Raw genomic sequence first — 22336 nt, 5'->3', positions numbered from 1 at the left:
TCATGCTACTGAGATTGTGGAGTTAAATTTCATAATATGATAAGGTGCGCGCACCCTAGGTTAATAAGGTGCGCGCTTGACGCTTGAGGCTGAGATGTACGGAGAGGGTGGGATTTGAACCCACGTTAGAGTCACCCCTAAAGTAAATTTCGAGTTTACCGCATTCAACCGCTCTGCCACCTCTCCAATTAACTTGAGATGCGAGCTAAAATTATATTACCGCACAGTGCACCACATTGTAAATCTTTATAAAAAAGAAGTTTGATTTTCTTCAGATTCCAGAGTGGTCTTAAATCCCCCTGCGGGAGTCCACTGGAGGGCTCCGTCGCGCCCTGTCCAGAATATCTGGGTTTTGCTTTGGCGCAGTTGGGCGGCGGTTTCTGGGTCGATTTCGTCAGCAGATGCGATCGCCACTTGCGGCCCCACTGCGCCCAATAACTCAGCCGTCAGGGCTTTTCCTGACCACCACAGCACTTGAGCCGGCTTCAAGGTTCCCGTTGCTGCCAATTTTTTTTGCGCTTCCGGTGTCATTTCACCGACGAGCAACCAAGTTCGATTTCCCACCAGGAATTCTACCACCGGAATCTCCGCATTCACGAACTGCAACCGCGTCGAACCCAGATCAACTGTACTGCTAGTTTCTAAAGGAATGTAAACGCCTTGGCGAGATTGCACAGCCGTTATAAATTCCTGATTGTTGCCACGGTGAATTTGTTTGGGAGCATTATTATCATAAAATGTTTTAAGTGGCAAGCGTTCTAGTAATTTTCCCCAACCACTGCTCAAACCTAAATGACCGTGAGTGGCGATCGCAAAATTCACAGAATTAACTCCTTGCTTCTGCAAAAAAGGCAACACTGTAAACCTTACGGTATTTTCATCACCGCTATTAATTAGCGCCACTTTTCCCCGATCTTGAATTACTAAAACTGGATCGCCAGATGTCGCTAGCAAAGTAACTTGAAATAAAGATGCTTGAACGTGCCAAGCTGGCAAAACTATGATACTTATTCCCGCCACCAGCGCCAGCGGTAAAATCCAAGCAGATGAAAAACTCGGCAGCGAAATAACTCTACTTTTCGCCTTCTTATTTCTTCCTTCTTCCTTCTTCCTTCTTCCCTCTTCCTTCTTCCTTCTTCCTTCTTCCTTCTTCTTTCTTCCCCCGATCCAAACCCAGCAAATTAAACTGTAAAGCGCTATTAGTTGAAACACCGATACTTGACCGACAGCTACCGAATTACCGGGTAATTGCGAGAAATATTCGGCGATCGCAATTAACCCCTTTGCCGGATAGTCGAGCAGTTGCGCTAAAATACTGCCAGCCGGCGGAAAAATCAATCCAGCTAAAGCACTAACCATCCCCCCAATACTCAAAATCCACAGCAAAGGAGCCGCAATAATATTAACTAAAATGCTGTAAGGTGATACCACACTAAAAACATAAAGTAACAGCGGCAGCACCCAAACTGAAGCGGCGATCGGAACCACAACAATCGAAGCGATCGCGGGCGGCATCCAGTCCAACTTGGCCATCAGTGGCGGCGTTGTCACGATTAACCCCAAAGTTGCCAAAAAACTTAGTTGAAAACCTAAATCCCAAATCCACAAAGGGTTAACCAGCAGTAAAATAGTAGCAGCGATTAACAGCAATCCCAGCGGCTTAACTTGGCGGCTCAGCACCAGAGCAAATAATGTTCCAAATCCCATCAAAGCAGCGCGGCATACTGATGGTTCAAAGCCAGTTAGCCCCACAAGCAAAAATAAAGCACCGACGCCAAAGCTAAATTGTAATTGTTTGGAAAAACGCCGGGTTAAAGCTAGAACTAAAGCCAAAACCATCGAAACTTGAGTGCCGGAAGCTGCGATCGCGTGGGCCAATCCAGCCTGCACAAAATAGTCGCGGATATTGTAAGGTAAATCTACTGCTTGTTTGCCGAGGGCGATCGCACTGATTAACGGCCCTTCGGGAACATTTAACTGCGATAGTTGCGATCGCACGATCCGCTGCCGCATCGCTTGAATTTTCGATGGCTGCATCCCGCTGGGCTCCAAGAAAGCAGCCGTTTGGCTGTTAACTCGATTTACATCCGCAATCGCCTTTTCTCTCGTCCAGTCAATTTGACGACCTTTGAGTCCGACAAAAGCCCCTTCTCTGGCTAAATATGCTTGAAAATCAAAAGCCCCTGGATTCGACGGCGGCTGCGGTTTGTACAAGGAACCCACAACTGCGATCGTATTGTCGGCGTACAAACCTGTTGCTTGCAGCAGCGGCACTGTAACGTAGAGTTTGCCGGATACTGGGCGGTTTACAACTGCTCCTCCCTCGCCGCCGTTGATTTCGCTAACTAAATCTGTTTCTAGCCAAAATTGCGATCGACCCGATCGAGTCAATCGAGGCGTACTGACAACTCTACCGCGAACTGTCACTGCCACTTCTTGAGTGTTGCCGCCAGCCGGAATCAGTTTGCTGATGTCATCTATTGCCGGTTGGGGCGATCGAACTTGAAAATAAACGCTAGCTAGAAATGCCAGCAAACCCGCCACCGCCCACACCCATTTCGCTCTCGGCAGCATCTCCAACAAACTCAACTCTTCCCTCGCATCTAAGGGTTCTTCAAGAGCATTTTCTTTTTGTCTGCTGCGTCTTTTCTTAGTAACTTGGACAGAATTTTTAGTATATTTTCGCAACCATTTCGGCAGGGCGATCGCTACCGCTATTCCCAAAGCAAGTATCGCGTATCTACCCCAAGAAACCGCTGTAGAAATCAATCCCAAAATGTAGGCAAGACAGAAAATGACACCCGTTGCTTGATTCATTAATTAGCAAGTAATTAGCAATTTTTACTGTCAAAAGTAGAGTTGGTTTCAGTCCAGAACACATAATATCAATTCCGGTTATATCGGAATGATTTAACCACAGAGAACGCAGAGAACGCAGAGGAAGAGAAGAGAGAGAGACGAATAATGCCGATGAAGAGAGGATTTCATATAACCTCTGTATGTAGGGTACACATTGCGACCCTACATATACTACCACTGCCTGATAAGTCTTCTTCTAAATAGACAGCCCCAATTTTAAACCGAAAGCCGCGTGCAGCACCATAAGTGCAAGGGCCGTCGTGCCTAAATAAGCGTGAACCGCGCGCAGTGCTAGCTTATTGCCCCCAAAACCCGTCAGCGAAATCAAGCTGCCAATAGCCAGCAAAACCAGCACTGCCGAACCCGTCCAAAAATGCGGACTTTCCATGACTGGCTGGTGCTGCATCACCAGCGACAGCAAGCCGCCTGTATAGCCCAAAGCTAGAAACAGAAACATCCACGGTGCAAGCTTGCGGTGATCCGAGCGACTTTTGAGTGCGACATCTTTATCGGTGGCCAAACGTCCCTGCCATCCCGTATAGCCGACAAAACTGCCCATCGCCACTACCACGATCCCCATCATTACAGGGTGTCCCCAATGGGTAATTGGTTCGGGAATTCCTAGACTGCGAAATTGACTGGCGATGGGTTCTAGAAGTTCGCTTAAATTTACCATTTGATACTGACTCCAAACTTGGCGATAAATATTTTCGGACTAATCATTAAAATATTATAAAATATTAGTGTAGCAAGTGCGATCGCGATTTCTAAGAGCTGTTTAATATCAAATCCGTGCTTTATCGTCGACCGTAAAGTCTCCTTCAATCTGCAACCAAATAGAAGCACAATTTTCAGTTTTTGGGTTCACAGTCAACAGTCAACAGTCAACAGTCAACAATCATCAGGAGTGCAACCAGAATCTATCTAACATGATGGTCAAACATTGCGCCGAAGCCTGGATATAGGCAAAACTTAGCCGGCTTGGGCCGGCTGTGAGATGTTTTACAGCAGTGATGCTGCTTCAAGTTAATTCTTAGCCTGATAGGCTAAATCTAAGAGCAAAAATAAACGCCATTCGCCCGCACATCACACCCCGTGGGCTGCCTTTTGCCCAATCTTCACAGCCTCATCCTCACTCTGGATGTTAAATTTTACCTGCTTGCTCAAAGTTAATTTCAATTCCTTGACTTTTGAATGGCCAAGTGAGAAATTAACATCGCAGCCGACGAGCCGTCACACTTCTAAATTTTGCTAATCGTTCTCAAGGGAGAATCAACTGCTGAAAAAAACTAGAGGTTCCAAGTTTGAGACTTCTGGCATAAAGTATGCCGTCTGCCCAGGCTCACTTCGATCGACTGATCGCTAAACTGTCTCAAGGCACCCTGATAGCACCCTTGGCTGTTGAGCAGCCATCGCTGTGCACCTAAATGAACCCTCTCAACTAACTCGCTGGGGATTCGGTTTTAGCAGACAAGCACTGACTTTCTTGCGTCGCCTTCCTCGGAACCGTGCAATCGCTACACTCACTGCGCCGTCGCTAAAGTAGCTTCCGAAGGTTGGATTTGATACTTTACGAGATTTGCCAGTTCTTGTAACTGATTAATCGCTTCTGCACCTTCTAGTTTCATCAGTTCGCGGTCGTCCCGCATCTCAGTCCAAGTGATACCGTAATCTGACACTAAGAATCGAATCAGATGGTTGTCCGTCAAACTGACCATAAATGAGGCACTGTTCATCTGACCCCCGCAAGTGTAGCAGGATGCCAGATAACCCCGATGCTCTAGCACGATCGCTAAAGCTTGGAGGTTCATTACCAAATCTTGAACGAATTTACGGTGTTGTTCTGCAAGTCTCAGAAACACAGTTCTCCTCCTATCACCACACCGTGTATTTTACATCCCATTTAATAATTTCTTAATAAATGGGTATTTAGGTGCTGGTTCAGTATACGTTTAGTATGCTCAAAAAAAATCGGATTAGCGACCTCTTCAGCCTACCTATACTACATTAACCGAGTTGTGCTCGAAACGCAGTATCAGCAGCGACATTCAGCCAAAACAGGCTCTAGCGGGGGACTCCAGCCGGAAAATTTGCCTGCTGTCAGGGCTGATTCAGCCGTCGCAGAGCCCAAAGATACAAATAACTAATGATAGTAATGTAATTAGTTAAGTAGAAGAGTTCAATCACCCTGGGGATACTCCTCCCAAAGCGTCGTGGTCTGCCGCAAGCTCCGAAAATCGCCATTCCCCAAAATCAAGTGATCCAGCAGCGGAATCGACAAAAACTGCGCTCCCGCCAGCAACTGTCGCGTCAAAGCAATATCCTCCGGGCTTGGTTCCACAATCCCCGATGGGTGATTGTGCGAGATAATCGCCCGCGTCGCCCCCTGGCGGATCACCTCGCGAAAAATATCCCGTGGATGAGCCAAAGTTTCCGTTGCTGTGCCGATCGTAATTACCTGAGTACCCAGCAGCCGATTTTTCACATCCAGCAACACCACAGCAAAACGTTCCTGAGACTGCCACATCAAATCCTGACTCAGGGCATCCGCCGCCGCTTGGGGAGAGTCAACCACAGCCATTTCCGGCGGCCGCGACTGAAACACCCGCTTCCCCAACTCCACCGCAGCCAAAATCGAAGTCGCCTTAGCAGGGCCAATCCCGTGAATCTGCGTCAACTCCTGAACGCTAATAGTGCGTAGCACAGCCAGAGGATCGCGGTGGTGCAAACTCAACTGATTTAAAATATACTGTCCGAGCCCGACGGCAGAAAGTTTGCCTGGTCCCTGACCAGTACCCAGGAGAATCGCAATCAATTCTGCTGTCGCCAAACTTTTCGGGCCACCCGCCATCAGCCGTTCCCGTGGCCGTTCACTTGTTGGCAAATCGACAATTCTTAAGCTGTAAGTCATAGCTGCACCCGCACCGCAAGCTCAACAATTAGACAATTTTAGCCGATCGATTTGCCTTCTTCAATTCGTACAATCACCGAAAAAAGCCTTCATCATTAACCGAGGATTTTGGCAGATCAAATTTAACCTAGCGTTTCGCAAGCGATCGAGTCTTGATCTCGATCGAGCTTAAAAGGATCGCCCGGATATGCCTCTAAAACTCGCTGCGCTTCAGCTTGAGTCGCAAAGTCCGAACAGTTGCAATCCGAGTTAACGCAACTCGGAAAATCGGCACTTTTAACCTTCGCTTTAGAGGACTCGTCAATAACTTTCTTGGTGTCTTTTTTTGGCTGCTGTGCATCAAGAGCAATCTCTGCGGTTCGTTCAACAGATTTGACTGAAGATGGCAATTTGCGATCGGGCTCTGGTTTGGCAAGTGCAGGTGCGGGAGGAGAAATTGCAGGTTTCGGTGTTGGTGTCGGCGTTTTCACACTCTCCGGCTTCAGTGTCGGCGCTGCTGAAAGCGGTGACGGCTTAGCGGTTTGAGAGGATACTAGCGGATCGGTTGGCGCCGGAAGCGCCACCGAAACTTCCTGAGACGGATTGGGTGCGGTGACGCCAACAAGTACAAACGAAGCCACCATCAACCCGCCGTACATCGCGGCCGATCGCTTGCGGGTTGGTGCGGCCACCCATTTCGGATTAACAATACCCAGAAAAAAGGCAGGTATCGACAATAGAAAGCTTAAGATGAAAAAATTAAACATAGCGACTTTTACCAGTAAAAAATAGAAGTAATCCAGGACGCACAAAGCGGGTTTATTTTACCCAAATCTGAGGTAAAGCACGAAGAAGGATATCTGTTTAAACAACCCGATTTCTTCACTCCCTCTGCGTAAGTCCTGAGAAGTTAACTTCCTTATTTATCGGCAGGCAAACTCACAAATCCCTATGATTTCCGAAGTAAACTATAACGTGGGACACCCGACCCTGGTGCAATCGGGTTTGTGAGTGTATTTCTCCTTGCTAAACCCACGATTTTTTCCTACAGTTCGCGATCGCACTCCGACTTCTATAAACCTGGGTTGTTAATTGCACTAATATCAAATCTGTTAGATCGCAATTATTTCTATTTCTCTTCTTTTCCTCTGCGGAAATCGGCGTCAATTAATTGTCATCTGCGGTGAAAAAATTATATTTTTAAGACCGCAGAGACAGGCAGATAAACACAGATTAACGCAGATGAATTAGATGGTTGACTGTTGACGGGATGGGAGCATCTCATATTTGTAAAAACACTTATTATGGCTCCTTCCTTCTTCCTCCTTCCTTCTTCCTTCTTCTTCTTTCCTCCTGACTCCTGACTCCTGACTCCTGGCTCCAATTTCTAGCGGAGGGCTGCATAAGTGAGATGCTCCCGACGGGATTTTACTATTGGGATGCTACCGGAATTGATATAAATGAGTAGAAGCAAGTATTTTTCTTAAAAAACTAAGTTTCTCGCCCCAACCGGGCGTAAGTCCTGGTAAAATTTCTTGTAATGCTGCCAAAAAAGTGAAATGCATACCCAGCTACGTTCAGCGCAAAGGTGCGCTTACCCTAAATTCGGGCCATTCAGTTGAGGCCAGCAGCCCCGATGAAACTGGTTGTGGCGCCTTAGGTGCTGTAACCCCAAGCAAAACGAACGAAACTGCCATCAAGCCGCCGTACAAGGCAGCCGATCGCTGGCGAGTTCCCTGTCCCACCCATTGAGGATTTAGCAGACCCAGACAAAAAGCCGGTGTGGAAAACATGAAAGTTAATACAAACAAGCTGGACATCACGCACCTCCGACTAGCGAATTGCAGCGATTAATTACTTTTATCTCCAATTAATAGCTCACAAATCCGCTTAAAAAAGTTGCAATTTATGATTTATAACTTTAGAATTATTGATGTTTATCAAACAATAATAAACCTTTGAAAATCTCTTACTTTAGGTAGTTGTTAAAAAAATAATAGGTTTCTAGACAGACCAAAAATTTAGCTTAAAATAGAAACTAAATTCCTTACTCAAAATATGAAAGTCCGCTTTAACGTAGTCCGCCAAAATCAAAACGAGGCTCCCCGGGTTCACACTTACACCCTAGATGTGGAAGAGAGCAATACCATCCTAGACTGCCTCAACAGTATTAAGTGGGAACACGACGGCACTTTAGCTTTTCGCAAAAATTGCCGCAATACAATTTGCGGCAGTTGTTCTATGCGAATTAACGGTCGATCGGCATTAGCTTGCAAAGAAAATGTGGCCAGCGAACTCGCAAGACTGCAAAAAATAGCTGATTCCAGCTCAGCAGAAAGGCCTACCGATTTCATCCCAGAAATCACCGTCGCCCCAATGGGAAATATGCCGGTTATTAAAGATTTGGTTGTTGACATGACCAGTTTTTGGGACAACCTAGAAGCAGTTGAACCCTATGTCAGCACAGCCTCGCGAGCAATTCCAGAACGCGAATTTCTGCAAACTCCAGAAGAGCGATCGAAACTCGACCAAACCGGCAACTGCATCCTCTGCGGTGCGTGCTATTCTGAGTGCAACGCCCGCGAAGTCAACCCGGAATTTGTCGGCCCCCACGCCCTCGCCAAAGCTTACCGCACGATCGCCGACTCCCGCGACAGCGAAACCGAAAATCGACTCGAAAAATACAACGAAGGCACCGCAGGCGTCTGGGGATGCACGCGCTGTTACTACTGCAACTCGGTTTGTCCGATGGAAGTTGCGCCGATGGATCAAATTGGTAAGATTAAACAGGAGATTCTCGATCGCAAAGACGACCAAGCGAGTCGATCGATCCGCCACCGCAAAGTTTTAATCGATCTCGTCAAAGAAGGTGGCTGGATAGATGAGCGCAAATTTGGCATCGAAGTAGTAGGAAACTACTTCCGCGACGTTAAAGGTTTGCTGAGTCTGGGCCCCTTGGGTTTGAGAATGATCGCTCGCGGCAAGTTCCCGCTGTTTTTTGAGCCTTCAGAAGGTACTGAAACCGTGCGAAATCTGATCGAATCGGTTCAAAGTTTAGAAAAGTCAGCAGATTAGCGATGGGCTGTCATTTTCCTGGTAAATTACAAGTTGTGCGATCGCAAAGCTTCCCAAAAGTCATCACTCAAAACACGAAACTCAAAACTTTTAAATGACTGCTAAAACTCCTCCATCCCCAAAACCGACAACCCCAAATACCCCAAAACCAGAACCAGCCTTTGGATGGAATGCCTACGCCGAACAAATCAACGGACGATTTGCGATGGTGGGGTTCGTGGGACTTTTGCTGCTAGAATTCTTCACCCGCCAGGATTTTTTCACCTGGCTGGGCCTGCGTTAAATTAATCAAAATCAATTAAAAATGGAAGCTGAAAATTTATCTATATTTCAGCTTCCTTTTGATTTTTAAGAGTTATTTAAAATACTGTTAATCCAATTAAAGGTACAATATTATAACATTTATAGGGGAGCATCTCATATTTGCAAAAACACTTCTTTCTTCTTCCTTCTGACTCTTTTCTCCTGGCTCCTGACTCCTGACTCCTAATTCCCATTTCGAGCTTTGCTGCTTTCATTGAGATGCTCCCATTTATAGTGGCATACAAACATATGAATTTACCAAAGTCGATCGCAGTTGCTTGTAGTGCGATCGTCCTTGAATTATAGGGACACGGCAATGCCGTGCCCTGACTCCCAAGTTTGGTTCAAACTAATTTCCAGTTGTTTCACGGACGGTCAAACTGTACTTGCCTCTACCTTTTGGAGGCGGATCGTAAGCATTGACAATGACGCGATAGCGACCGTTCGCAGACAAGGTAACAGTAAGCTCAGAATTGGAATTTTGCTGCGTTGCATCATCATTTTCTCCAAGTAGCTCGCCCTGGGAGTTGAAAATAGCGAGATAAGTATCAAACTCGGTACTTTCTACGGTAACAATCACTTTTTGACCCTGAGTGCCTTCAAAGGTGTACTCGTCGTACAAACTGCTGTCCGAGGGCAGTACAGAAGACTTAGCAGGGGTGAGTTCTCCGTTTTGCTCTAAAATGACCTTAGATGAACCCGCATCAGGGCTCGATCGAGGTTCTACACTTGGGCTCTGAGTTGGCGAACTTTGTGGTGATGGCGACGGGTTGGGGCTTGCTTGAGCTAAAACCGCCTTGCCAGCAGGCTTCGCATCAGTTAAATTTTGAGGAAATTCTGCTGAAATGAGGGTGGAACTACTGTTAGCAACTCCACCTAAATTGGAAACTGGCAGGGAGACAGTCGGCTTGCCAGAAAAAGTAGCTACCAGAGCAATTGGCGCGATCGCCCAAAATCTAACTTGACGCATGAATTACCTCGATTTGCAACGAAGAAGGAAGGAAGAAGTCAGTAGTCAGTAGTCAGTAGTCAGTAGTCATGGATTATTTGTTAGGTGCTACCAATGCCCCATGCCCCATGCCCCATGCCCCATGCCCCATGCCCCATGCCCAATTTTCACCGGACAGTTAGAGTGTAACGACCCCTGCCCGAAGCATCGTAAGCATTGACAATTACGCGATAGCGACCCGTAGCGGGCAAAGTAACGGTCAGAAACGCATTTTTAGTCGAATCGCTCCCATCGTCATTTTCTGCCACTAATCGGCCGTTAGGGTCAAAGATAGCCACATAGGGATCGAAATCTGTACTTTCGAGGGAAATGGCTACAGACTGACCCGATCGACCTTCAAAAGTATACTCTCGATACAGACTGTTGTCAGACGGCAATACTGGGCCGCCTGCGACTAAAGCGCCTTCTTCTTGCAAAATCGCCCGAGAAGGCGCGGTAGGAGCACTCGCTTTCAGTTGTAACGTATAAGCCCCTGACTGCTTAGCTTGGTAGGAATTTGCAACTAACGTGTAAGTGCCGTCTGCTGGCAGCCTGACTGTAATTCTGGCGTTTTTATTCCCGGCCCCGTCATCGTCTTGCGCGATTTCCCGCTGGTTGGGCCCGAGCAAAATTAAATAAGGGTCAATTTCTTGACTTTTCATTTCTATTGTGATTTGCTGGCCCGCTTTTCCCTCAAACGAGTAGAGGTCAAAAAAGCTGTTGTCGGTGGGCAGAACGCTAGACTTGTCGGTGAGGAGGCCGCTGACGGCCGGCCCGTTTAACGCAACTTTTTGAGGTGATTTGTTGCCACCAAAGGGCGATCGGGCTTGAGCCACGCGGGGAGCCCGCCCTTCTCGCACCGCTGTCAGGAAAGCGGGTATTTTGTCTGCGGAAATGGCAAAACCGATACCGATACTGCCACCGCCCCGACCGCGAGTAAAAATAGAAGTGTTGACGCCGATTAATTCTCCTGAACTGTTGAGGAGTGGGCCTCCTGAATTGCCGGGATTGATGGCGGCGTCGGTTTGAATTAAGCCCCGCTGCTGGTCGATGCGGCTGACGATTCCGACTGTAAAAGTACCTTGAAATTGACCGAAGGGATTGCCGATCGCAAATGCTTGTTGCCCGACTTTCACCGAACCGGGACGGGCTAAAGGAATGGTCGGCAAATTGTTTTGACCGCGAATCTTCACCACGGCTAAGTCTAGCCCTTCTTCGCCGAATCCGATGACATCGGCGACAAGTTTTCTGCCGTCTGACAAAATGATATTGACGGTACCGCCTGCCGAAACAACGTGGGCGTTAGTTAACACCATGCCGTCGGGGCTGATAATTGTGCCGCTGCCGTTAGATTTATCTGTATCGACGGTAACAACCGCCGGACTCGCCTTTTCGTAGACTCGAATATTGGTTTGTTCTTCGACATTTTGGGCGATCGCACCCTGGGAATGCACCGAGTTAAATTCCGTTAAATCTGTTGATTGCCGCACAGGGGATGTCGTAACAACCGCAATAGCGCTGGTTGCAACCCCAACCGTTAAAATTCCCGATACTGCTAAACTTAGAAGTTTGAAATTCATGGCGATCGATTATTATTTAGCGATCGGTAGCTAGGAATTAGGTTTTGTGGCTAACCGCTAACTACCTTTTCTAATTATTTTAGGACTTGCACCACGGTAGTGACCTTCCTCACGGTTCTCCAATTCGGGAATCTGAATCAGCAGCTAAATACTTAAAATTAGCTTCTCGTACCGCAGCGTCCTCATTGCCGTAGAAAAAAGACAGCAAAGCAAAGCGCTGACCACTAATCACAGTAGTGGCTTCATGCAGCAAAGAACACGAAAAAATAATCGCCGTGCCAGAATCGCCTTTATAACCGTGCGGCGCGTACTCTGGAAACCGTAAAAATCCCCCCGTGTACTCTCCCACATTCAAGTTTAGCGTCATCGCAAACCTGCGGTGCAGCGTAGCTTTGCTAGTGTTGTCGCGGTGCGACCGAAAATAACCGCCACTGTCAGCATCGTAACAACCTATCAAATACCGTTCAAACCTGGTAATTGTAAATTGAAAAGCTTTCTCTACTTCCGGCCGCACCCGGCGCCAAATAATCGCACTCAATCGCTGCTGTAACTTCGGGTCTTCAATAAAGAAATCTCGGCGCTTCTTAAAAGTGTCGTCGTGCAGGCCAACTGTTTTCCCGCCTATTTGCCTCATAAAGCCCGAGGGACCGCCACCGTGAGCTTTGTACATATCGATCAAACTGCGGCAAGAGGCTTTGTCCAAAACGTTAGGAATTACCAACACCGGGGCGTGAGGATTGGCCGATCGGGCTTCCTCAATTGCGGGCAAAGTTTTGAGAAAATCTAATACTTGTTGGGCGTGTTGGTGCGGTTCGCCCATCGGCAAAATATTAATTACCTGAAGGTTTTCGTTGAGTACAAAAGTTTGGGGTGCATAGTGAACTCCGGCAACTCCATTTTCTTCGACATCTCGGAAAACACCGTACTGCTGGCTGACTGTTTTATCCAAGTCCCAGAAAAAGATGAATGACGGAGCAATTGTTGTCGGTCTGTTTTGTTCTTTGTCTGCTGGGTCAACGCTCACTCCGAACCGCGGTACTTGCAAGCTTTGGAATTCTTCTGAAAGCTCTTGAAAGCTTTTGAGGATAACTTGGATTTGTTCAAAAGCTGCGCTGGCAAAGAAAAACAGCACGATTCGCCGGCCGGCAACGGTTGAGAAATGAAATAAGGGGTTATTTGTAGAAGGAATGGAAAACCAGGGAGCCGGATCTCCTATTTCGAGTAATGGCATCTTGCTGATTTAAGAATAGGGATTTTATATTAAGATTATTAGGCTGTAGATTAGTTCCACAGGTTCGGTAGGTCAATCGATTTGAGATTTTAGATTTTAGATTTTAGATTGAAGCATTGACCCCACGAATAAATTCGGGGGGCAAGTTTCTCGGATACAGGTTTTTTATTTGGCGTTGCTGAATACAAGTATGAATTCAGCTTTTCGGAATGGCTATAAGCCAAATAAAGTGAGTTTTGTAACATCAAGTGAAAAGTTTATTCATACCGTGAATCAGCAACGCCTTTTATTTCTCCACGGATGAATCCGGGGGCTTGTATCCGGGATGCTTTCGGTCAAAATAAATTTAAAAAAAAATTAGCTTTTATTTGTGTATATCTCCGTTGGTTTGGGGTTTCACACTCGCAATTTACAGTCTTTTTAATCAATTTCATATCTGAGAATAAGTAGATGGGCATCAATAAACACAATTTATTTTTTTGCCTGCGGGCACGAGAAATGTTTAGTTTCACCCATCTACTTAGTGTTTGCCTATTTGTCGAAACTGGGGGAATTATCCGGTTGGTCTTCCGGGTATTCTACAGGTCGATACTCCACGTAGTCTGACGGCGGTGCTTCCACGTCGCGGTTGCTGGGGCGAGACCTAGATGATTCCGTAGGACGGGGTTTTTTGGTTCTCGGTGGTGTATCGGAACTGCGGTTTTCCGAAGCTGGGGGGCGACTGCTGCGGCTGCGGGTCGGTCTTTCTTCAGGGTTGTCTGAAACGTCCCAGTTGTCAGACCCTTGAGTGGGCGGGGCTTCTGGGCGAGAGGGACGTTTGCGCGAGGATCGATCGGGCGAGTCGGGCTTGGACGTGTTAACGCTGCCGTTGCGATTCGAGGGGCGGCGACGGGGTTCGTCGTCGTAGGCTTCCCGGGACGAACGGTAGTCTTGGCTGCCTCTAATCCGGGGACGCTGCGGATAGTCTTCCTCTGGTTCTAGCTGTTCCATGTCGGCATCGTAGCCGTCGTAACCGTAGGCGTTGCTGACCGGTCGGTCTTCATCTATATATTGGGCGCGACTTTTGGCTTGGGCTGTGGTCGCTCCTCGCAGTTTAATGCTTTCTGTGGCAAAAAATATGGCGGTACCGCTGAGCAGAAATTGACCGAATGCCAGAATTGGGTCAAGCCGCCACCCCTGAAATAACAGAATACCGCCGCACAGCAAGCCGACTGCTGCAAAAAAAATATCGTGGTCGCGGGCTAGTTTGGGACGCCACGATCGCAGAAAATACAGTCCTGCCCCTGCTACTGCTAGGATGATCCCTAACAGGCTGCTCCAGTTCAATCCTAAATTGACCATTAGCCTATCTCCTATGTCTTTCCTATGTTAGCGAGTTAGATTTTACATCTATCATTAAGTCTGTCAGCCCGACTGTGCTTTCTGGGGCAGCGTCCGGTCAGGGTTTCAGCTTGGGAAGTGAGTATAATAATGAGTTTAACGGGAAAAAACCTCAGCTTGGCAGTCAACTGAAGGTTTTGCCTTGACAGTTGCTGGCAGCCGAGGTTTCTCGGATCGGGGAAATGCCCGACGTGCAGGCGAAAATTGAGTTTCACGCCGGACTTAAAGACCTGCGGACTTTTTAGGTGCGCTTGATTTTGTCTTTTTGGCTGATGAAGATCAGGGCGATCGTTGCTGGAATCACTACCACTGTCACGCCCACCAGCAGGCTGTACAAAAAGTTCGCGAGAGAAGGAGTCATAGATTCAAAGCCTTTGTTACAACAATTTGATTTTTATTAATTTTATACTTTCGATCGCACCTGTCAAACGGTTAAAATTATGAATGGCAGACTTAACAAAACTTAAAATTTCGAGATAAGACCCATGACTGGTATTACCGTTGCAAGTTGGATTCTGGGCTCTGTCCTAGTCGTGATGACTTTGCTGTTTATTTTTCGGATCGTCCTGACTTGGTATCCCGAGGTGAATCTGAGCAAATTGCCCTTGAGTCTGATTGCTTGGCCGACGGAACCTTTTTTAGCCGTAACTAGAAAGATTGTACCGCCGATCGGCGGAGTGGACATTACGCCGATTATTTGGGTGGGTATCTGTAGCTTGCTGCGAGAAATGATTCTCGGTCAGCAAGGAATCCTGACAATGATGATGTAAGAGTCAGCGGGCATGGGGCATGGGGCATGGGGCATGGGGCATGGGTTAGTTGCCAACTGCCAACTGCCAACTGCCAACTGACAACTGCCAACTGCCAACTGCCAACTGCCAACTGACTACTGACTACTGACTATTGTTCAAGAACTGTTCGACGAAATTAGTGTAAACTTCGCCGTTGAGAAACTCGGGGGAATCGAGAATTTTTTGGTGGAAGCTGAGGGTGGTAGGAACGCCGGTGATGGCGCACTCCCGCAATGCCCGTTTCATTCTGCGGATGGCTGTCGGTCGATCGCGCCCCCATACAATTACTTTACCGATTAAAGAATCGTAGTAAGCGGGTATTTCGTAATCCGTGTAGACGTGAGAGTCCATCCGCACGCCGGGGCCACCGGGAGGCAAATAACCGCTGATTATGCCGGGATGCGGTCGGAAATTGCGATCGGGATCTTCAGCATTGATGCGACACTCGATGGCGTGCCCGTTGAGAATTACTTGGTTTTGCTTGATTTGCAGTTTTTCGCCTTGGGCGATCCGAATTTGTTCGGCTATCAAGTCGAGGCCTGTAATCATCTCGGTGACGGGATGTTCTACTTGGATGCGAGTGTTCATTTCCATGAAGTAGAACTTGCCCGATTTGTCAAGCAAAAATTCGACTGTACCCGCACCTGTGTAGTTGATGGATTTGGCGGCGGCAATGGCGGCGTGACCCATTTGATCTCGCAGTTTCTGGCTGAGGGCTGGGCTGGGGGCTTCTTCGAGGAGTTTCTGATGTCGGCGCTGAATCGAACAATCTCTCTCGCCGAGGTGGATGACGTTACCGTAGTTGTCGGCGAGGATTTGGATTTCGATGTGCCGGGGTTTTTCGATGAATTTTTCGAGGTAAAGTCCGGGATTGCCGAAGGCTGCATCGGCTTCGCCTTGGGCTGCGGAGAATAGTTTGGGGAGTTCGGATGCTTCTCTGACTAGCCTCATGCCGCGGCCACCACCGCCGGCGGTGGCTTTGATCATCACAGGATAGCCGATTTCGCGGGCGATCGACAAAGCTTCGCGATCGTCTGCCAGCAATCCCTCGCTACCGGGAACTGTGGGAACTTTCACCCGCTGCATCGTTTCTTTAGCGGTGGATTTGTCGCCCATCGCCCGCATCGCGGCAGGAGAAGGGCCGATGAAGGTAATTTGATGGTCGGCGCAGATTTCGGCAAATCGGGCGTTTTCGGCGAGGAAGCCGTAACCGGGGTGAATGGCTGCGGCGTTGCGCGTCAGGGCGGCCGCGATGATGTTGGGGATGTTTAAATAGCTTTTGCTGCTGGTGGGGGGGCCGATGCAAACGGCTTCGTCTGCCAACTGGACGTGCAAGGCGTGTTTATCTACGGTGGAGTGAACGGCGACCGTGGCAATCCCCATTTCCTCGCAGGTCCGCAATATGCGGAGAGCTATTTCTCCCCGATTAGCGATTAAAATTTTCGAGAACCCCATCTTCGCTGCTTAATTCACTCAATATTCTGTACAATAATGCCTTTCGGTATGTTCTGGATAATCGTTTTCCAGAAATTGTTCACAAAAATTTATTTTACATTTGGCTGGTAGTGGTGCTATGATTGTAAATCGGCGGTGTCAAAGGGCAAGTCACAAGTTAAATGTCAGGAACCTCAACCTGTGAATCTTTAACTCGTAACGCAAAAATCCCAGAGATTGCCAGAAAGAGCGGATGTGGCGGAATTGGTATACGCGCACGCTTGAGGTGCGTGTGGCATTATGTCCTTGCGAGTTCGAGTCTCGCCATCCGCATTGAATATATAAAACAACTGTTGACAGTTTTTGCTGTCGGCAGTTGTTTTGTATTGAGTGGTTTTTCTAGAAAGTCGATCGAGTTTTAGATGGGATTCTCGAAAACTCGATCGAACTAAGCATTCTTTAACTGTCGATCGACAATGGTGTTTGTATGGGCACGCTGAGTTCATTTACGCACAGCGCATTTACGAAAACAATTGTATGTGGGACTGCGGGCATTAAGCGACGCAGTGCATTCAAGTAAGATTCGGCATCGGGGCGACGACTAAAACGGGCGACTGTTAACCGCTGACAGTTTGGGAGTTGGCGAATTATACACCAAGGTTTAAGTCGATCGCGATAAGTGAGTTCTTTTGGTATCATAGGAACATCCTTTCCACGAAAGTGGATGGTTAGAGAGGCGATTGCCCTTGATTTATCAGGTCTGAGGGCGATCGTCTTTGTGATTACAAATATTAAACGATAGATACTTATCGTTTGTCAAGTAGAATGGGGTTAGTTAGGTTCCGAATCCGAGAGTTGGCTGACGAAAAAGGATGGACGCTAAAGGATGTTGCCGATCGATCCGAGGTTCCGTACAGCACAGTCAGGCACTATGCTCGATCGGAAGGACTAGCAACGGTTGATATCACATCAATTCAAAAAATAGCTCGCACCCTCGATGTTTTGATTGAAGAGTTAATGGATGTTGTCAAAGAGTAAACAGATTTATCAGTAAGTCGCGAGAATATGACTGCGAAAATGTAATTAACCAAGAAAGCAGAGGGCGATTACACATCCCCAGAGGGAAGTTGATTTTGGGGACTAGGTAAACTTGTCTGCTGAGGTGAGGATTTAGCGTTGAGGTGGCGTTTAGTCCAAAACCAAGCCAACCATCCCAAGCCTCCACCGCCTAAACAACTAAGTACAAGGGCAATAATGAAGGGATGCGGCGGTAGCAGAGGATGTTGGGGAGAAGGGAAATCCCAAGGTTTTTCGATTAAGGGGTAGCCGGCTGCTAAGATTCCGGCAAAGCCGACTCCGACACCGATGCCGGTACCGACTGCTTGAATCGTATTTTGTAAATTGCGCTCTTTTTCTTTTTCTTTTTCCTCATTTTTCTGTAAAGTTTGTTGCAGTTGGCGATCGCACTTGGCTTGTTCTATTTCCACCAAACCCCGCAATGTATTGATAAATTCGCCGATCAAGTCTTTACCCGGCTGGATATAACTGAGGTAGGTTTCTATTTGGTCGAGATAGCGCTTGCAGGTATTTTCGCCAAACTCTCCCCAACTGGGAATATCGCCCGATCGCCAGAATTCTTGCAAATAGTTTTGATAGTTTATCTGATTGGTTTTAATTGTGGTATAGTGCGCTTGCAGATTTCTCAGTTGCCGTTGATACTGCATTGATAGTTCTGGCATTGATTCCAGAAGTTTTTGCAGTTCTTCTAAAGGCAAATCTTGCTTGAATTCTTTAATTTTTGCTTCGAGTTCGCTATAAATTTTTCGGGCTTTTTTATAACTTTCTCGCCCTTGTGGGTAGACATATTCTATTTTGTGGCGAGTCCATAGCGCGCCCAATAAATTGTCATAAGCTGAGGTAAAGTCTGGATTGATGGCTTGATTATTAATCCAGACTAAAATCTTATAGAGTTTATTCGGCTGATTTTCTTGTTTAATTTCATATTCAAATAATGGAACCTTCAGTAATTTACCTTTACCTTCATCGACTAATCTAGCTGTAAATTGAGTGTTTTTCAGAAAATTTGTCACCAATGTATCGGCTGCATCTTGACATTCTGCATCACGTACTGGTGTTTCTCCGTAAAACCAGATGGTTTCACCGAGGGTGTTTTCGGAACAGTCTAAAAAGAGGCTGCTGGGTTCAAATAAATAGAGTTCTTCTGGTGCGATGTCTCGATCGGGATTTTCGGGATATAAAGCTAAGTCGAAGGCGTAGGTATCGTTCAATAAAAAGGGTTGCAGCTTCCCGCCGATCGCTAATCCATTTTGGTTAATGGCAGTAAGTTCGATCGGCTGTTGTTCTTTGGTCAGCCAGAGATTGATTAAATTTAATGATTCTCCTTTGTGCTGGAAAACATTTGATTCGGGATCGAACTCATAACACGCTAATTTTGATTTCAAATCTTTTAGTTCAGTGAAAGGCAGTTTTTCGCTGAGTTTAATTAGATTTTCCCAGATTAAATCTGCTTGAGGTGAAACTCGATCGAGAGGTTCAGTCAAGCTCTGATTTAGATGGAAAAAACAAACACTGATACTAAAGTTTTTCATGGAGACTAGGGCGTATCTTTATTTGGTTCGGGAGGTTTTTCTGGGGCGACAATAAGATTTTCTATGATTTCCTTCATTTGGCTTTCTTGCCCCGGCTTGGTAGGTGATTGCGCTCTATTGCCTAATTTAACTCCCGCTTGCATTAACTTAGTATTGTATTTTCGCCTGATTTCTGGTTTGTCTTGCAACCAACTCTCCATAATTTTGATATTCTCTTCATCATTGTCTGTTAATTGACCTTTGAGAGAAACTAGGGCATCTCTCAGGTTAACAAATAAATCTGATTCTTGAATTGATTCCTGGAAAATTTCTAGTTTGCTGGTGCTATTAGCCATGTTTTGCTCTCCTTTGCCAGCCGCACAGAAGCCGGCCCAATGATAGGGGTTTTGATAAATTTTAGCACTAACTCCTTGAGTTTCTTTCTCTTCTTCCAAGCAGTCTTGTAAGATTTGTCGCCAATTACCGTCTAAAAGGTGACATTGGTTTGTCCAGTCGAGGAAGCCTTGGATGTCGGTGTCTCGTACCCAGATTTGGGCCTGATTTAATGCTAGGGCGAGTTTACCGGGTTGGTCGTAGAGGTTTTCGTAGGTTTTGATCAGTAAAATTGCTGTGGAAAAGGCATTTACTGACCACAGGCTGACGTATAAACTGGGACTGCCAGCTAGTAGGAAACCGCTGGTGAGGCTGATGTATTCGTCGGTGTTGTCGAGTTGGACTTGTCCGGTTTCGCAGGCGGAAAGGGTGACTAGACTGCATTCGCTGAGGTTGAAATAGCGGATGATTTCTTCTAGGGTGAGAGTACCGTCGGCTAGTTGTAAACCGGATTTTAGCGGATCGTTGGGGTTGAAGAAACCGTGACAAGAAAAGAACAGATGGTGGCTGTCGGCGACTCTTTCGGCGATTTCTAGTGTTTCCTTTGATTTTGCGCCTTTTTTGGCATCTTGGCTGGCTAATATTTCTGGGCTGGGGAAGATGTTTTTGATGGTTTCTACTTCCATGTCGGCAGCCATCAAGTCATCTGTGGGATTTTGAATGGCGAAGAATTTATCGAATTTACCCCGTTTGTATTTTTGGACTTGGTGGAGAATTTGGCAACTGGGGGCGTAGGAAACTCCATTGTCGAAGCAGTCAACAAGACAGGGATTTAGAGGGCAATTTTCGTTGTCGCGGTGAAAGCGCTGCCAAATTTCCCCGCTGACAGGGAGGGCGTGAATCGGGAATAAATGCAGGTGGCGGTGGGGAATCAGGATTAGTTTGTCGCAAGTTTCGGGAATGGCTGCGAGTATTTCATCAATGTGGAGAATCTGCGCGAGGTTTGCTAGTTGGGTTCCGAGGCTGTTTTGCCATTGTTGGCAGTTGCTGTAATAATCTCCTAAATATTCATTTATCCAATCAGTTAACCGTTTTAAATCTGACTCGTCGGTAAATGATAAAAATTGTGGTTGGGAGTTGTTCTTGGTGAGCGTAAAAGCACAAAAACTATTATTCAAAATGTACCATTCAACAATTGCTGTTTTTTGACCGGCTAACTGCTGAATCTCACCAAATTTGAGAGGTGTATAGGGATATTTTGCTGCTAAATCTTGGCGAAGTTGGTTGATGGTGTCGTAGTTGTTCTCTTCAGCTTGTTTTAACCGTTGATTTTCGTCAGCAATTCTCAGCCTTAACTGTTGCAACTCTTGGCGCACTTCGGGAGGGATTTCTCCTTGGGGGTACAAATCTTTTACCGATAGCAACTCGATTAAGTTTTGCGCCTTGGAACGTTCCGCATATTCCACAGCTTCGGTGTAGCGTTTCAGTTCGATGCAAACTTCTACCATGCCAAGGTAAAGTTGATTCCATTCTTCAGCTAATTTCTGTTTGTTTTCATCCCCAGATTCCTCACCCCGTAAAATTTCTACTGTTTCAATCGCTGGGGCGTAATTATCATAGGCTAGTTGCCATTGCTGGTTGCTTCGGTAAAGATCGCTTAAACAATATAAAGTTTCTGCATGATTTTGCGGGAAAGCCTCACGAGTTCTGATTGTTAAAGCAGCCCGATAAAACTCGATCGCCCTTTCCAGATTATCAGCCCGCGAACCGTTGATTCTGTGACTGTAGGCAAGGGCTAGGTTATTTTGAGTCCCTGCCCATTGTTCGGGGAAATCCTCAAGGGTACGAACAGTTAAAGCAGCTTGATAAAACTCGATCGCCCTTTCGAGATTATCAGCCCGCGAACCGTTGATTCTGTTTCTGTACGCTTCCCCTAGGTTATTTTGAGTCCCTGCCCATTGTTCGGGGAAATCCTCAAGGGTATAAACAGTTAAAGCAGCCTGAAAAAACTCGATCGCCCTTTCGAGATTATCAGCCCGCGAACCGTTGATTCTGTCACTGTAGGCAAGGGCTAGGTTATTTTGAGTCCCTGCCCAATCTTGGGGGAAATCCTCAAGGGTACGAACAGTTAAAGCAGCTTGATAAAACTCGATCGCCCTTTCGAGATTATCAGCCCGCGAACCGTTGATTCTGTTTCTGTACGCTTCCCCTAAGTTATTTTGAGTCGTTGCCCATTTTTCGGGGAAAGCCTCAAGGGTACGAACAGTTAAAGCAGCTTGATAAAACTCGATCGCCCTTTCGAGATTATCAGCCCGCGAACCGTTGATTCTGTATAAGTAGGCATTAGCTAAGTTATTTTGAGTCTTTGCCCAATCTTGGGGTAAATCCTCAAGGGTACGAACAGTTAAAGCAGCCTGAAAAAACTCGATCGCCCTTTCGAGATTATCAGCCCGCGAACCGTTGATTCTGTATAAGTAGGCAACAGCTAGGTTATTTTGAGTCGTTGCCCATTTTTCGGGGAAAGCCTCAAGGGTATAAACAGTTAAAGCAGCTTGATAAAACTCGATCGCCCTTTCGAGATTATCAGCCCGCGAACCGTTGATTCTCTTACTGTAGGCAGCAGCTAGGTTATTTTGAGTCCCTGCCCATTGTTCGGGGAAAGCCTCAAGGGTATAAACAGTTAAAGCAGCTTGATAAAACTCGATCGCCCTTTCGAGATTATCAGCCTGCGAACCGTTGATTCTGTCAGTGTAGGCATTAGCTAAGTTATTTTGAGCCGCTGCCCAATCTTGGGGGAAATCCTCAAGGGTACGAACAGTTAAAGCAGCTTGATAAAACTCGATCGCCCTTTCGAGATTATCAGCCCGCGAACCGTTGATTCTGT

21 protein-coding genes and 2 tRNA genes are annotated in these 22336 nt (G+C 46.8%); 6 read left to right on the top strand and 17 right to left on the bottom strand.

The genetic code is table 11. The features are described 5' to 3' along the window. Positions 1 to 99 precede the first annotated feature (99 nt). From QUB06_RS16710 to QUB06_RS16695, 4 genes are all read right to left on the bottom strand, one after another. A tRNA-Ser gene (locus tag QUB06_RS16710) sits at positions 100 to 186 on the bottom strand. Positions 187 to 246: 60 nt separating this feature from the next. Further along, complete coding sequence (locus QUB06_RS16705; protein WP_333436211.1) at positions 247 to 2817, bottom strand: ComEC/Rec2 family competence protein; 2571 nt, start codon at positions 2815 to 2817, stop codon at positions 247 to 249. A 238-nt stretch (positions 2818 to 3055) separates the two neighbouring features. Next, the gene (locus QUB06_RS16700; protein WP_333055125.1) at positions 3056 to 3535 is read right to left on the bottom strand and encodes a DUF4079 domain-containing protein; all 480 of its coding nucleotides are present in this window, start codon (positions 3533 to 3535) and stop codon (positions 3056 to 3058) included. Between the two features lie 847 nt (positions 3536 to 4382). Then, the gene (locus QUB06_RS16695) at positions 4383 to 4721 is read right to left on the bottom strand and encodes a DUF1815 family protein (RefSeq protein WP_015176985.1); all 339 of its coding nucleotides are present in this window, start codon (positions 4719 to 4721) and stop codon (positions 4383 to 4385) included. A gap of 156 nt (positions 4722 to 4877) precedes the next feature. Between QUB06_RS16695 and QUB06_RS16690 the strand changes: the two genes are divergently transcribed. Further along, the gene (locus tag QUB06_RS16690) at positions 4878 to 5006 is read left to right on the top strand and encodes a hypothetical protein (RefSeq protein ID WP_333436210.1); all 129 of its coding nucleotides are present in this window, start codon (positions 4878 to 4880) and stop codon (positions 5004 to 5006) included. A 32-nt stretch (positions 5007 to 5038) separates the two neighbouring features. Here the strand turns inward: QUB06_RS16690 and radC are convergent, their stop codons facing one another. The 3 genes from radC to QUB06_RS16675 form a co-directional block, all read right to left on the bottom strand. Beyond that, positions 5039 to 5770 carry a RadC family protein gene (radC, locus tag QUB06_RS16685; RefSeq protein WP_333198437.1) on the bottom strand — a complete coding sequence of 244 codons (732 nt, stop codon included), beginning with the start codon at positions 5768 to 5770 and terminating at the stop codon, positions 5039 to 5041. Positions 5771 to 5892: 122 nt separating this feature from the next. After that, positions 5893 to 6516: an excalibur calcium-binding domain-containing protein gene (locus tag QUB06_RS16680; protein ID WP_333436209.1), complete on the bottom strand. Its 624-nt coding sequence runs from the start codon at positions 6514 to 6516 to the stop codon at positions 5893 to 5895. An 810-nt stretch (positions 6517 to 7326) separates the two neighbouring features. Further along, complete coding sequence (locus QUB06_RS16675; RefSeq protein WP_333436208.1) at positions 7327 to 7569, bottom strand: hypothetical protein; 243 nt, start codon at positions 7567 to 7569, stop codon at positions 7327 to 7329. Between the two features lie 238 nt (positions 7570 to 7807). Here QUB06_RS16675 and QUB06_RS16670 point away from each other — a divergent pair, with 238 nt between their 5' ends. Beyond that, positions 7808 to 8824: a succinate dehydrogenase/fumarate reductase iron-sulfur subunit gene (locus QUB06_RS16670; protein WP_333436207.1), complete on the top strand. Its 1017-nt coding sequence runs from the start codon at positions 7808 to 7810 to the stop codon at positions 8822 to 8824. A 94-nt stretch (positions 8825 to 8918) separates the two neighbouring features. After that, positions 8919 to 9107, top strand: coding sequence for a chlorophyll a/b-binding protein (locus QUB06_RS16665; protein ID WP_333051883.1), 189 nt, complete (start codon positions 8919 to 8921; stop codon positions 9105 to 9107). Between the two features lie 76 nt (positions 9108 to 9183). Here QUB06_RS16665 and QUB06_RS16660 read toward each other — a convergent pair whose 3' ends face one another. From QUB06_RS16660 to psbX, 6 genes are all read right to left on the bottom strand, one after another. Next, a complete protein-coding gene (locus QUB06_RS16660; protein ID WP_333436206.1) occupies positions 9184 to 9342 on the bottom strand; it encodes a hypothetical protein in 159 nt (52 codons plus the stop codon). Positions 9343 to 9476: 134 nt separating this feature from the next. After that, positions 9477 to 10097, bottom strand: coding sequence for a pre-peptidase C-terminal domain-containing protein (locus QUB06_RS16655; protein WP_333436205.1), 621 nt, complete (start codon positions 10095 to 10097; stop codon positions 9477 to 9479). 146 nt (positions 10098 to 10243) lie between these two features. Next, positions 10244 to 11695, bottom strand: coding sequence for a DVUA0089 family protein (locus QUB06_RS16650; RefSeq protein WP_333436204.1), 1452 nt, complete (start codon positions 11693 to 11695; stop codon positions 10244 to 10246). 109 nt (positions 11696 to 11804) lie between these two features. Then, on the bottom strand, positions 11805 to 12926 hold the full coding sequence (locus tag QUB06_RS16645) for a redoxin domain-containing protein (protein ID WP_333436203.1): 1122 nt from the start codon (positions 12924 to 12926) through the stop codon (positions 11805 to 11807). Positions 12927 to 13457: 531 nt separating this feature from the next. Further along, positions 13458 to 14267 (bottom strand): Ycf66 family protein, encoded by an 810-nt coding sequence (locus tag QUB06_RS16640; RefSeq protein WP_333436202.1) that lies wholly within the window; start codon positions 14265 to 14267, stop codon positions 13458 to 13460. A 280-nt stretch (positions 14268 to 14547) separates the two neighbouring features. Then, a complete protein-coding gene (gene psbX / locus QUB06_RS16635; RefSeq protein ID WP_333041933.1) occupies positions 14548 to 14667 on the bottom strand; it encodes a photosystem II reaction center X protein in 120 nt (39 codons plus the stop codon). 124 nt (positions 14668 to 14791) lie between these two features. On the opposite strand from psbX, the gene QUB06_RS16630 reads away from it, so the two are divergent. Continuing rightward, complete coding sequence (locus QUB06_RS16630; RefSeq protein ID WP_190736140.1) at positions 14792 to 15076, top strand: YggT family protein; 285 nt, start codon at positions 14792 to 14794, stop codon at positions 15074 to 15076. A 123-nt stretch (positions 15077 to 15199) separates the two neighbouring features. On the opposite strand, the gene accC is transcribed toward QUB06_RS16630, so the two are convergent. Then, positions 15200 to 16552 (bottom strand): acetyl-CoA carboxylase biotin carboxylase subunit, encoded by a 1353-nt coding sequence (gene accC / locus QUB06_RS16625; protein ID WP_333436201.1) that lies wholly within the window; start codon positions 16550 to 16552, stop codon positions 15200 to 15202. Positions 16553 to 16780: 228 nt separating this feature from the next. Between accC and QUB06_RS16620 the strand changes: the two genes are divergently transcribed. Then, positions 16781 to 16864: transfer RNA gene (locus QUB06_RS16620), tRNA-Leu, on the top strand. A gap of 126 nt (positions 16865 to 16990) precedes the next feature. Here QUB06_RS16620 and QUB06_RS16615 read toward each other — a convergent pair. Continuing rightward, complete coding sequence (locus QUB06_RS16615) at positions 16991 to 17230, bottom strand: hypothetical protein (RefSeq protein ID WP_333329984.1); 240 nt, start codon at positions 17228 to 17230, stop codon at positions 16991 to 16993. Positions 17231 to 17356: 126 nt separating this feature from the next. Here QUB06_RS16615 and QUB06_RS16610 point away from each other — a divergent pair, with 126 nt between their 5' ends. Further along, positions 17357 to 17569, top strand: coding sequence for a helix-turn-helix domain-containing protein (locus QUB06_RS16610; RefSeq protein ID WP_332973393.1), 213 nt, complete (start codon positions 17357 to 17359; stop codon positions 17567 to 17569). A 68-nt stretch (positions 17570 to 17637) separates the two neighbouring features. Here the strand turns inward: QUB06_RS16610 and QUB06_RS16605 are convergent, their stop codons facing one another. Further along, complete coding sequence (locus QUB06_RS16605) at positions 17638 to 19092, bottom strand: hypothetical protein (RefSeq protein ID WP_333436200.1); 1455 nt, start codon at positions 19090 to 19092, stop codon at positions 17638 to 17640. Between the two features lie 53 nt (positions 19093 to 19145). Beyond that, positions 19146 to 22336 (bottom strand): CHAT domain-containing protein (locus tag QUB06_RS16600; protein ID WP_333436199.1); only part of this gene is annotated, 3191 nt, incomplete at its 5' end.

This window comes from Microcoleus sp. D2_18a_D3, assembly GCF_036702455.1.
GTDB lineage: Bacteria > Cyanobacteriota > Cyanobacteriia > Cyanobacteriales > Microcoleaceae > Microcoleus.
This window is presented reverse-complemented; position numbering and strand designations above follow the sequence as displayed.

Bases quoted from the DNA above. Each gene is read 5' to 3' on its own strand.
- QUB06_RS16655 (WP_333436205.1), bottom strand. From the start codon at position 10,097: ATGCGTCAAGTTAGATTTTGGGCGATCGCGCCAATTGCTCTGGTAGCT.
- QUB06_RS16660 (WP_333436206.1), bottom strand. From the start codon at position 9,342: ATGAAAGCAGCAAAGCTCGAAATGGGAATTAGGAGTCAGGAGTCAGGA.
- radC (WP_333198437.1), bottom strand. From the start codon at position 5,770: ATGACTTACAGCTTAAGAATTGTCGATTTGCCAACAAGTGAACGGCCA.
- accC (WP_333436201.1), bottom strand. From the start codon at position 16,552: ATGGGGTTCTCGAAAATTTTAATCGCTAATCGGGGAGAAATAGCTCTC.
- QUB06_RS16645 (WP_333436203.1), bottom strand. From the start codon at position 12,926: ATGCCATTACTCGAAATAGGAGATCCGGCTCCCTGGTTTTCCATTCCT.
- psbX (WP_333041933.1), bottom strand. From the start codon at position 14,667: ATGACTCCTTCTCTCGCGAACTTTTTGTACAGCCTGCTGGTGGGCGTG.
- QUB06_RS16680 (WP_333436209.1), bottom strand. From the start codon at position 6,516: ATGTTTAATTTTTTCATCTTAAGCTTTCTATTGTCGATACCTGCCTTT.
- QUB06_RS16700 (WP_333055125.1), bottom strand. From the start codon at position 3,535: ATGGTAAATTTAAGCGAACTTCTAGAACCCATCGCCAGTCAATTTCGC.
- QUB06_RS16615 (WP_333329984.1), bottom strand. From the start codon at position 17,230: ATGATACCAAAAGAACTCACTTATCGCGATCGACTTAAACCTTGGTGT.
- QUB06_RS16675 (WP_333436208.1), bottom strand. From the start codon at position 7,569: ATGTCCAGCTTGTTTGTATTAACTTTCATGTTTTCCACACCGGCTTTT.
- QUB06_RS16705 (WP_333436211.1), bottom strand. From the start codon at position 2,817: ATGAATCAAGCAACGGGTGTCATTTTCTGTCTTGCCTACATTTTGGGA.
- QUB06_RS16670 (WP_333436207.1), top strand. From the start codon at position 7,808: ATGAAAGTCCGCTTTAACGTAGTCCGCCAAAATCAAAACGAGGCTCCC.
- QUB06_RS16610 (WP_332973393.1), top strand. From the start codon at position 17,357: ATGGGGTTAGTTAGGTTCCGAATCCGAGAGTTGGCTGACGAAAAAGGA.
- QUB06_RS16650 (WP_333436204.1), bottom strand. From the start codon at position 11,695: ATGAATTTCAAACTTCTAAGTTTAGCAGTATCGGGAATTTTAACGGTT.
- QUB06_RS16665 (WP_333051883.1), top strand. From the start codon at position 8,919: ATGACTGCTAAAACTCCTCCATCCCCAAAACCGACAACCCCAAATACC.
- QUB06_RS16630 (WP_190736140.1), top strand. From the start codon at position 14,792: ATGACTGGTATTACCGTTGCAAGTTGGATTCTGGGCTCTGTCCTAGTC.
- QUB06_RS16640 (WP_333436202.1), bottom strand. From the start codon at position 14,267: ATGGTCAATTTAGGATTGAACTGGAGCAGCCTGTTAGGGATCATCCTA.